Annotated in this window: 9 protein-coding genes and 1 tRNA gene; 1 reads left to right on the top strand and 9 read right to left on the bottom strand. The window is 43.5% G+C overall.

Annotated features, from left to right (window positions below; all coding sequences use genetic code 11):
* Window positions 1-567: sulfite exporter TauE/SafE family protein (locus J7M13_05045; GenBank protein MCD6363349.1), on the top strand; the 567-nt coding region annotated here is incomplete at its 5' end.
* 270 nt (window positions 568-837) lie between these two features.
* Here J7M13_05045 and J7M13_05040 read toward each other — a convergent pair.
* From J7M13_05040 to J7M13_05000, 9 genes are all read right to left on the bottom strand, one after another.
* Window positions 838-3,945, bottom strand: coding sequence for an efflux RND transporter permease subunit (locus J7M13_05040; protein MCD6363348.1), 3,108 nt, complete (start codon window positions 3,943-3,945; stop codon window positions 838-840).
* A 2-nt stretch (window positions 3,946-3,947) separates the two neighbouring features.
* A complete protein-coding gene (locus tag J7M13_05035; protein MCD6363347.1) occupies window positions 3,948-5,033 on the bottom strand; it encodes an efflux RND transporter periplasmic adaptor subunit in 1,086 nt (361 codons plus the stop codon).
* Window positions 5,030-6,376 carry a TolC family protein gene (locus J7M13_05030; protein MCD6363346.1) on the bottom strand — a complete coding sequence of 449 codons (1,347 nt, stop codon included), beginning with the start codon at window positions 6,374-6,376 and terminating at the stop codon, window positions 5,030-5,032. Before J7M13_05030 ends, J7M13_05035 begins: the two co-directional genes overlap by 4 nt.
* Window positions 6,361-6,933 (bottom strand): TetR/AcrR family transcriptional regulator, encoded by a 573-nt coding sequence (locus tag J7M13_05025; protein MCD6363345.1) that lies wholly within the window; start codon window positions 6,931-6,933, stop codon window positions 6,361-6,363. The genes J7M13_05030 and J7M13_05025 overlap by 16 nt, the downstream gene beginning before the upstream one ends.
* A 145-nt stretch (window positions 6,934-7,078) precedes the next feature.
* Complete coding sequence (locus J7M13_05020) at window positions 7,079-7,879, bottom strand: EF2563 family selenium-dependent molybdenum hydroxylase system protein (GenBank protein MCD6363344.1); 801 nt, start codon at window positions 7,877-7,879, stop codon at window positions 7,079-7,081.
* Window positions 7,854-8,648: an XdhC family protein gene (locus J7M13_05015; GenBank protein ID MCD6363343.1), complete on the bottom strand. Its 795-nt coding sequence runs from the start codon at window positions 8,646-8,648 to the stop codon at window positions 7,854-7,856. The genes J7M13_05020 and J7M13_05015 overlap by 26 nt, the downstream gene beginning before the upstream one ends.
* Window positions 8,649-8,960: 312 nt before the next feature.
* Window positions 8,961-9,050: transfer RNA gene (locus J7M13_05010), tRNA-Leu, on the bottom strand.
* A 64-nt stretch (window positions 9,051-9,114) separates the two neighbouring features.
* Window positions 9,115-10,062 (bottom strand): radical SAM protein, encoded by a 948-nt coding sequence (locus tag J7M13_05005; protein ID MCD6363342.1) that lies wholly within the window; start codon window positions 10,060-10,062, stop codon window positions 9,115-9,117.
* Entirely contained in the window at window positions 10,050-10,829 is a 780-nt protein-coding gene (locus J7M13_05000; protein MCD6363341.1) for a triose-phosphate isomerase, read from the bottom strand. Before J7M13_05000 ends, J7M13_05005 begins: the two co-directional genes overlap by 13 nt.
* Window positions 10,830-10,835: the final 6 nt, after the last annotated feature.

Here is a 10,835-nt window from a genome sequence, read left to right as displayed (position 1 = left end):
GCAGGTCTATCCACCGAGGATATAGAGGGAAAGAGCTCTACCCCAACGGTAATGCTTGAGATACTCGCATTTATAGCGGGCCTATCCTCTATATTTATAGCCTTAGGTTATAGCGCCGGTGCTCTCGGAAGCATTCTTACAAAGCATCGCGATGCAATAAGATATATCGGAGGAGCAATAGCCTTGCTTTTCGGCATTCAGTTTATATTCGATAAATATATATTGAAATTTGGCTTCTCCCTCTCGAACACAGGGAGAGGAAAGAAAGCCATCCCTTTCATAAGCGCATTCATCATGGGAATATCGTTCAGCTTAGGATGGTCTCCCTGCATAGGTCCCATACTCGCGACCATTCTTCTATACGCCGCATCAAGCGGAAGCGCCCTAAAGGGAGGAACTCTGCTTTTAGCATACTCCTTGGGCTTCGGAATCCCACTTTTTATAACGGGATTAGCCATAAATAAAGCCTTTAAGCTTTTCAGTAAGATAACCGCCTATCTTAAGTACATAAGGATAGCTTCTGGAGGGGTTCTGATAGCTATCGGTCTCAAGATGCTTTTCGGCTAATCATCCACGAAATAATACCCACATTGAAAATCCACATCGGCAAGATCTCGCTCATCTATTGGAAAGTAAACGCACTGTTTGGGACGCTTGTGGTTATAAATTCTACATTTATTATCCGGGGTAAGGTGCGGGCACCTTACCCCGAGCTTACAACACCTTCCACATTGTAGACAGCTTCCCCTTCGTCGGGAAAGCTGTCTCTCTACATACTCCATCCTAAAGTGAACGAGGTAAAACCTCCTCACTTTTCCCCACAAATGTTTCCAAAGATTACCTCGCACTTTCTCTTCCTTCAACAAATCTCTTCTTCCTCCTGATATACTGCTCCACGATAGTATAAACCACAGGCACAAGAACCAAGGTCACCAGCGTGGAGAAAGTCAACCCTCCTATCATAACAGATGCTAAAGGCTTCCATATTCTCGATCCTTCCCCCTGTGAAAGAAGCATGGGAATCATTCCACCTATAGTAGTTATGGAGGTCATCAAAACAGGCCTTAACCTTCTTACGCCAGTCTCAAGCACAGCATCGAAAAGCCTATACCCTCTCGCTCTAAGAAGATTGGTATAGTCAACGAGAACTATCGCATTATTAACGACTATACCCACAAGCATAATAACGCCGAGAAAAGCATGAGTGCTTAAGGGTTGTCCAAACACATAAAGTCCAAGTGCAACACCCGTGAAGGCAAAAGGAATTGAAAACATTATAACGAAGGGATCGAGAAAGGCTTCAAATTGTGAAGCCATAACCATATACACGAGTATGATACCAAGAGACAAAACTTTTATCAAGTCAACAAAAGTCTCCCTTTTCTGCTTGGTCTCTCCACCAAAAGTTATAGTAACTCCGGGCGGAAGCTTAAGTTTAGAAAGCTCTTCCTTAAGATCGCGCTCCACATCTCCAAGGGACCTCCCTGTAACATCCGCCTGAACGCTCACTATCCTTCGCCTATCCTTTCTGTCTATTTCAACAGGGCCCACTTTTCTCTCTATCCTCGCAAAACTGCCGAGCTTTACGACACCACCATTTATGGTAGGAATGGGTATTTCCGATAGAAGATCTATGTTATTCCTTTGATCCTTCCTCAGCCTAAGCTTTATGTCATAATCCTCTCCTTTCTCACGATACTCCGTTGGAGAATCTCCCTGAAAATAAGTTCGCATGGCATCGGCTAAAAGCGCCATGTTAACACCTAAAAAGGAAGCTTTCTCCCTGTCAACCTTTATCCATATCTCTGGTCGTGGTTCCTTCTGTGAGATAGTGATTCCAACAGCTCCCTTTATACTCCCCAGTATCTTCTTTATCTTAGTAGCTATGTTTAACACAGTTTTAAGATCATCCCCAGCAATCTCAACATCTATAGACTTGGTTCCAAGAAACATGGCTCTCATGAACGTTGAGGTAGCTACATCATACTTATCGATACCGGGAAGCGTCTTAATATACGCTCTTATCGTGTCAGCTATTTCCTCAGCGCTCCTCTTTCTTTTCGTTTTCGGCACCAGCTTTATCCCCACTTCACCGTGGTTAGAGCCTTCTTCAAATCCCATAGCTGCTCCTATTCCCTGCTCAGTTCTTCCGCAGTAACCATAATAGGTGACTCTCTCGGGCACGTTATCCTCAACAAATTTCATTATTTTTTTAACATATTTCTCAGTAACCCCAAGACGCGTCCCTTCTGGCAAGGAGAAAGTTATATGAATCTCACCCATATCAGGCTTTGAGATAAGCTCTGTGCCTATATGCTTGAAAAGGAAAACTGTCAAGACCATGCCCAAAACAGCAATAATGATAACAAGCCATCTAAACTTAAGAGCAAAGGAAAGAAGCCTTCTATAAAATGACTCAAGAGACTTTAGGACCCATTCTCCAAGTCTGTAGAAGAACCCTTCCTTAACATGCTTCTTAAGCCTTCTTGAAGCCATTGAGGGAATAAGCGTTAAAGAGATAAATAGCGATGCAGAAATTGAAACGGTCATAACGAAAGCGAGCTGTTTAAACATTATTCCCGCGAACCCGGAAAGAAACATCATCGGAACGAAAACCGCAAGCGTGGTCAGGGTAGAAGCCAAAACAGCTGATCCTACTTCCGCAGCTCCGATGGTCGCAGCAACCTTAGGTCTGACACCCCTCTCTATATACCTTGAAATGTTCTCAAGTATAACCACCGCATTATCTACAACCATACCGGAGGCTATAGCAAGAGAGGAAAGAGAAACCAAGTTTATAGTGTAATTGCCAGCGAACATAAGGATAAAAGTGATTATGAGAGAAAAAGGAATCGATAAACCTATTATGAAGCTCGCTCCAAGCCTTCTTATAAACAGGAAGGTAACGAGCATAACGACCGCTAATCCTTGAAAAAGAGTAATAGCAAGTCTGCGAATGGCAAGCTTTATAAACTCGGAAGAATCCATCGCTATATAAACTCCTCCATCCTTAGGAAGCAGGCTCTTAAGATAGGGAAGCTTTTCTCTGATCCTTTTTGCGACCTCAACCGTGTTAGCATCTGTTTGCTTCCTTATAAGTAAAACTATAGATCTATCACCATTTCCCCATGCTTTCATCGTCTCCTCAGCATAACCATCTTCAACCTTAGCCACATCCTTTAAGTACACCGGGTTTCCGTTAAAAACGCCAATGACAGTATCAGCTATTTCCCTTATGTTCCTATACCTACCAGGAACTCTAAGGTAAAATTCCTTGGATCCCACATCTGTGGTTCCAGCAGGTATCGTTAAATTCTCGGAAAGGAGTATCTCTTTTATGTTAGAAAGCGGAATTTTATAAGCCTCAAGCTTAGCGATATCAAGTATGACGTTTATTTGGCGCTTTATCCCTCCGTATATAACTGTGGTACCTACACCCGGTATTCTTCTTAATGCCTCTTTTATACGCTTATCGATGATATGATAAAGCTGTGGATAGCTCTCCTTCGCCGTAAAAGTTAGAATCATAACAGGGGACATCGACGAGGAGAATCTGAAAATGAGAGGCTCCTCCACCCCCTCTGGTAAATGCCTCTTAGCGAGGTCAAGTTGATCTCTGATATCATTAGTTGCCTCCGTCAAATTCTTTCCCCACTTAAAAACACAAGATACCACAGATACATTGTCCAATGATTTTGATTTCAGCTCGTCCAACCCCGATACCGTCGCCATATAATCCTCTACTACCTTGGTAACTTCCGATTCTACATCCGTAGCGCTCGCCCCGGGCCAAACGGTTATAACGTGAATTACTGGAGGCTCTATTTCGGGCAAGAGATCTATTTTCAGGTAGGTAAAGGAAAATACTCCTATGATCAAGACCGCGAAGAATATCATGAGAACGGTAACGGGCCTGTTGACGGAAAAGCGCGTGAGCTTAAGCATCCTTAGTCAGCCACCTCCACATGCATACCGTTTTTCAACCAAGTTGTTGGCTGAAACACTACCTTCTCCCCCGGTTTCAAACCCGATAGAACCTCGATATAATTTCCTTGAATTTCCCCAAGCCTGAGTCTTTTTTCAAACACTACACCGGCAGAATAAACAAACACCTTATTAAGAGAGGTTATACATCCAACTGGTATCGCGAGAACCTTTCTCTTCCCTGCGAAAAGCTTAGCCCTCAGAAACATCCCAACCTTTAACAGATGCTCATGATTATCTACCCATGCTTCAACTGTAAAGGTTCTTGAAAGCGGATCCACAAGCGGAGAGATTATCTTCACCCTACCTTCAAATACCCTATTGGGATAGGCATCCGCATAAACCTTTACCTCCTGACCTATTCTGACACAGGATAAAGCCTCCTGAGGAAGCCCTCCCTGAACCTTTATCGGATCATCCTGTATCAAGCGCAGTATGGGTTTTGCCGAGGAAGTCATTGTCCCTTCATCGAAAAACTTCATCGCTACTACGCCATCTACCGGTGAAATTATCTTATGATAGCTTAGAAGAAGATTGGCTTCAGAAAGCGTAACCTTAGCAGACTTCAGTTTTTCCTCCGCAAGTCTTAAACCAGCGAATGCCTGCTCGTACTGAGCTTTAGCATGATCAAGCTTTTGCTTGGAAACCACCTTTTTGGAATAGAGCTGCTTTACCCTGTAGTAGTCTCTCCTCGCATTATCCGCCAGCACCTTAGCCTGCCTCAAAGCAGCCTCAGCTGCCCTTACACCGGCTAACGCTGCCTGATAGCGTATTCTCGCATACTCATCGTCAAGAAGCGCCAAGAGCTGACCTTTTCTAACCCTATCACCAACATCCACGAAAAGCTTCTTTAATATCTTTCCCTGAACGCGGGGGAAAAGATCTACGGTCTTAAAGGCCATAGCATTGGCGGTAAACGTAAATACTTTCTTAAAAACGCGAACTTTAGCGACCACAATCTTAACTGGCGGTAAATCTCTGGCAAAAGCTACCCCCTGAACGCTTGCTAAAAGAAGCAAAGCAACGAGAAACCCGAACCGTTTTCTCAATGTCTATCCCTCCCTATAGCCAAAAGTAGTTTAGCAACTGCCACATTTGCATCATAAAGAGCTTGTATATAATTTACTTTCATTTCCTTCCACGCAGTTTGAGCATCGAGAACATCTATGTTTGTTCCCACACCAGCCTTGTACTCCTCCTCAGCTATTCTGAAATCCTCAAGGGCTTTCTCAACCTGAGCACCTGCTACTTTTATTCTCTTCTCCGCCTCTTTAACAGAAAGATAGGCAGATTCTACCTCTAAGGCAACCCCCTTTTTCAAATTCTCAAACGTAGCCTCAAGTTTTCTTAGGTTAGCTCTTGCCTCCTTAACCTTTCCCTTAGTCTCCCCACCATCAAAAAGCTTAAAGCTTAAAACCAGCGCAACGTTCCAGCTATTGTCCTCCGGAGGGAAGGTATCACCGCTCCACTGATAATTAGCAGAAAGAAGAAGCTGAGGCCTATAGTCAGCGAGAGCAGCACGTTCACTTGCCTTAAGAGCACTTATAAGGTGCTGAACGCTGAGAATCTCAGGCCTTCTTGAGTACGCTTCTTTAAGATACTCGCTTAACTCACCTCCTATAGGCGAATATCCCAACTCCTCTTTAACCTTTATATCCTCATCGATATTAAGCCCGATAGCAAATTTTAATCCAAGCCTCGCCAGTTTTACCGCATGCTCCGCCCTTATTATTCCGAGATCAGCATTAGCCAGTGCAACTTCCACTCTCAGAAGATCGCTCCTTGACGCTATTCCAACCTCAACGAGGGCTTTAACCTCTCTTAAGTGAGCCTCAAGCTGTTTTTTTGTATCCCTTGCGAGCGATAACATACTTTTAGCCTTAAGGAGCTTATAATAGGCCTCGTTCACAGAGTAAAAAACCTCTTGCTTAACCTCCCTGAGCTTTTCCAGCTCTGAAAGGAGATTTTCTTTCGCAGATTTAATGAGAGCACTTCTTTTCCCTCCAAGGTATAAAGGATAGGTCAAGCTTATGTTGGCTTGATAATCGGGTGCCATCGAGCTCCCCAATCCGCCTACCACACCTTTCATAAGCTCATAGAGAAACTGATCTGCAGGAGAGGGATTCAATCCCGGAGGAAATTCAGGAAAGCCAGCCTCCGTCTTGCTCTTCTCAAGTTTCGTCGTTTGAAAGTCTATCTTTGGATAAAGCAAGCTTTCTGCCTGAATTAGCTTTGCTTTAGCCGCTTCAACGGCAGCCATTGCTTCCCTCAGCTTTGGATTCTTCTTAGAGGCGAGATCAAGCGCCTTATTAAGATCAAGGGTTAATCCGCTCGCCACTCCAGAAAGCGAAATCCAGAGCGCCAAGACTGCTAAAATTATTCCTCTTCGCATTCACCTTCACCTCTCGCTAAAACATAGTTAACAAAAAGCTTCCAGCTTCTTAATACCTCCTTAAGATCATCCTCAAAGACTATTGCTGGAACAAAGAGCCCATCTATACAAGCCATTATAAGCCTTGCCTTCTCCCTAACATTAACGTCGTGCCTGTATTTCTCAAAAAGCTTCTCTAAGTTATTAACATGACTCAGATACAACTTCCTTAGCTCACCCCGCGTCTTCTTACTTCTCATGCCCTCAAGTACAAACTCTTGCATAGCTATAATGATCTCCTTATCTTCCATTAAGGCCTTTAGAAGGTGTTTGCCTCCCTCAAGCAATATCTCTTTCAAACTTTTTCCTGCCTCAATAAGCTCAGAAAATAGTCGTGAGTACTTTTCTATCTGTCTTTTCATTACCTCATGATATATCTCACGCTTATTCTTAAAGTGCCAATATATACCCCCTTTGCTTATTCCCGCTTCCTCAACGATATCCTCCATCCTCGTCGCATAATAGCCTTTCCTCAAAAAACACCTTATAGCAGCTTCTATTATCTTGTCTTTTGTCAAAAATCCCTCACCTCTCGCGCAGACCGACCAGTCGGTTTGGAACCAATTATACTCCTCGCTTCCCAAGTTGTCAATGAGCAAAAATAAAAAAACTGCCGCTATACCTAAGGTGGCATAGCGACAGCCTTCAGCTAAGTGCAAGCTTTTACAGTTTGCTTAAGATATATCTCATTACCGCCTCCATAACCCCACCTGCTATTATCATCGATCTATCAGCTATAGAGTGTATATACCTTGGATCCTCCCCAACCGGCAAAATCTCAACAACTTTCTTTCCCTCTTTAACCCTAATCCCCGTTTTAAGCAAACCATATATATAGCCATCTATAGGAGCATAAAGCGGAATGGAATCAACGCGAGCTATAAGATCTCCTTTCTTAACCCTATCTCCTATGCACATTATCTCTTTAACAATTCCATCACAGGGAGCCCTAACCACCCTTTCTTCACTCAAACCGGCTATTTCAAAAACCTTTTTCGTATCCTCAATTGCTTTGCCTTCCCAGTACACCCTGCCCATCTGAGGACCTGGGCAAGTTTCAACAAAGCAGTGGCAGTTAACCCCTGCCCTAAAACCCGGACCGAGTCCTATGATTAAGGAAGCTTCCTTCAAACTGTAAGCTTCAACCTTCTTAAGCATGCGAGCGTCAATAAGAATCTCGGGTGATATCTCCCCAAGAAGCTTAAGCTCAGGATCGATAAAAATGGGAATTACCTGCCTTTCTAGGGAAAAAGCCTCTTTCAATCTTTCAAAACGAACCGCCTTAACCCCCTCAACGCTCCATTCCCCCTCATAAACGGCTTCTGCGAAACTTGCCTTTCTCCTTTCAACGGTCGGTTTTTCAACTTCAGCTATAAAGACTGAAAGCCCTCCCCTAAAAAGCCTGTAAGAAATGGCAGTTCCAAGATCTCCCCCGCCTCTAACGAGAACCCTGATTCTTTCCAAAGCTCAAAACCCCTTTCCTACAAGCTATAATCTCCGCCAAGATACTAACAGCTATCTCTTCTGGTGTCTCCGCTCCTATCTCCAAACCAACAGGAGCTCTAACCTTGCTAAGGGCATCCTCAGAAAATCCCTCGGATATTAAATTATCTCTTATTGTTCTCCACTTCCTCTTGCTTGCGACCATCCCTATATACGGAACATCGAACTTGATAACCTTGCTTAGAATTTTCTGATCAAGGTGGTGACTGCGCGTTGTAATTAAAACATAATCCTCCTCCCCAAAATCTATGGAATCAACCGCCTCAACCATGTCTCTTTGAACGAACTTTATTCCATCAGGAAGATCTTCCCTCAAATCCCTATCATCGAAAAGCAGCACATTAAACCCAAGATTTAAAGCCAGCTTAGCTACCTCTCTTCCAACATATCCTCCCCCAAAGATAAGAAGCCTCGCTTTAGGCTTAACTACATCTATGCAAACATCCATCTCTCCACCGCAGATCATTCCATCCTCCTTTTGATCGTCCCGCAGAGTCCTACGATAAAGAATAGACTCCCCTTTCTTTAAAGCTTCCTTCGCAACAGAAATTATCTCTGCTTCCACGATCCCTCCTCCCAAAGAGCCAAAGGTTTCATTCTCAGTTATAACCATTTTCGCTCCCGTTTTGCGAGGAGTAGAACCTTGTGCTCTGATTATAATAACCTGAGCAAACGGCTTTCCAATCTCATAAAGTTCCGCCATTTTAGAGAAGAGATTCGCTCCTCTCAATCTAATCCCCTCCGTATTGGCTGAATCAAAGTGTCACACTTAACATTATAACTCTCTCCCCTCTCTTTAGCTCCTCTTGGCATTCGTTTTATTGTTGTCTTTCAAGGGAAAAGTTATCAAAAAAGGAGCTAAAAAATAAAAGTCTTTTTCTTTACCTTGTCAATTGGATTCATTTTACCGAAAGACGGAATTACGGGATTTTTGTGAAATTTTTTGTCCATTGGATTAGCCTCTTTTTGGGGGAGATTTCACGGAATTAAATTAAGAAAGCGGTTATTGAGGGATTGCTTGTGTTTCAAGGGGAAAGGAGTTTGGTGCCGGGAGCGGGAATCGAACCCGCACGGGCTAATTTAGCCCATCGGATTTTAAGTCCGATGCGTCTTCCAGTTCCGCCATCCCGGCACCCTAAACTCTCTGAGATTGTAGCAAAGCCCTCTCCCTAAAGTCAAGCCCCTTCTTAAAGGATCTATTCCCGAGTTGGCAATTTTCTCATAAAAAACTCGTTTCCAGAATATGTAAGTCTGACTACTTTCCCTTCCTCTAAAAGCTTATCTAACAAGCTTAAAGGAGCACCAGCTTCTTTAAGAAGCTCATAAACTGCGTCCCCCCGCATAGGATGAACGCTCATTATGCTTAAGAGATCCTTTTCAGGATCTCCAGTAGCTGAAAAGTCGCTACCTTCATAGCCTATGAGATACTCAACATTAACTCCACGATCTGATATCTCCTGAAACACAGCGTTTAATACACACTCACGAGCGGGTTTTACGTCAGCCTCAGCCGGAGGCCTCGTGGGAATGGCAAGATAAGCCGTATCAGGAGCAAGCTCAGACAGAAAATCCGCTAACCTTTTACCCTCCTGAGAATAATCGATACCATCTAAAAGCATGGTTTCAGTGATGAGTTTCCCGGGAAAAGCCTTTTTTAAAGTGAGCATTCCCTCTAAAATCTTATCCAGATCGAGAGAAGGATGAGGTCTATTAACATATCGCCAAAGCTCCGGAGTAACGGCATCGATCTTTAAGGAAACGAGGGCAAATTCACAGAGCTCTTCCCGAAGCTCACTTCTCCAGATTAAGGAAGCATTGCTGATTATGGCAATCGGAACCCCAAATTTTTTGAGAGCTTTGACTTCTTCTCCAAGATTGATATCAAGCGTTGGTTCTCCATCCGGAACGTAGGTTATATAATCCAACTTCTCCCCTCTTGAGGAGAGAACTTCAAGCTTCGATTCAACGCTCTTGAGAATAAGATCTATACTGTAAAAGCTTCTTCTCTCAATGTCAAGCTTTAACGTTTTCCCAACCTGACAATAAGTGCAAGAGTAGGAACATATCTTAACCGGTATGTTATTTATGCCCAGGCTTTTACCAAGTCGCCTTGACGGAACTGGCCCAAAAGCTATGCCTTCCATTCTCTTTCAGAAAGAATCTTCTTAACTATCCCAGTGAAGCTATCAGCTTTCAAGCTGGCTCCCCCCACTAAAGCTCCATCTATATCTTCATATTGCATGAATTCCATTATATTATCCGGTTTGACGCTACCACCATACAGTATCCTCGTCTTGGAAGCATGATCTTCCCCTAAAAGCTCAGAAATTCTTTTTCTTATGGAAGAAATTACTTCGAGAGCATCTTCTCCCTTCGCAGAAACGCCCGTTCCTATAGCCCAAACTGGTTCATAAGCTATCACCATCTCTTTGTCATCTAATTTCACATCTTTAAGAACAGCTGTAAGCTGCGAATCTACAACCTCCCACGTTTTTCCAGCTTTTCTATCTTCGAGATTCTCACCCACGCATAATATAGGGATTAAATCAAATTCTAACGCTTTTAAAAACTTCTTCCTTATTTCATCGTCGCTCTCTTTAAAGTATTTTCTTCTCTCAGAGTGACCGAGAATAACATATTTGCATTCTAGCGAAACAAGCATTTTGGGAGATACCTCCCCGGTGAACGCACCTTCCTCCTCCCAAAACATGTTTTGAGCCCCGAGGGATATCTCGCTTCCCTCGATGATCCTTCCAACTCTCTCGAGCGCCGTAAAAGGAGGACAAATAGCTACCTCAATTTCTTTCACTCCCCCTAAAGCGCTTAATATCTCCTTAGCCAAAGCCTCTGCCTCATCGTTAGTCTTATGCATTTTCCAATTGCCCGCTATAAGTGGTTTTCTCAAGACCATCGCCTC

It is taken from the genome of Synergistota bacterium (genome assembly GCA_021159885.1).
Taxonomy (GTDB): Bacteria; Synergistota; GBS-1; order GBS-1; family GBS-1; genus AUK310.
The sequence above is the reverse complement of the archived record's forward strand: the minus strand, read 5'-3'. Positions and strand labels throughout refer to the sequence as shown.

Coding starts and splice junctions, on each gene's coding strand:
- J7M13_05040 (MCD6363348.1), bottom strand. CDS start 3,945: ATGCTTAAGCTCACGCGCTTTTCCGTCAACAGGCCCGTTACCGTTCTC.
- J7M13_05030 (MCD6363346.1), bottom strand. CDS start 6,376: ATGCGAAGAGGAATAATTTTAGCAGTCTTGGCGCTCTGGATTTCGCTT.
- J7M13_05005 (MCD6363342.1), bottom strand. CDS start 10,062: ATGGAAGGCATAGCTTTTGGGCCAGTTCCGTCAAGGCGACTTGGTAAA.
- J7M13_05000 (MCD6363341.1), bottom strand. CDS start 10,829: ATGGTCTTGAGAAAACCACTTATAGCGGGCAATTGGAAAATGCATAAG.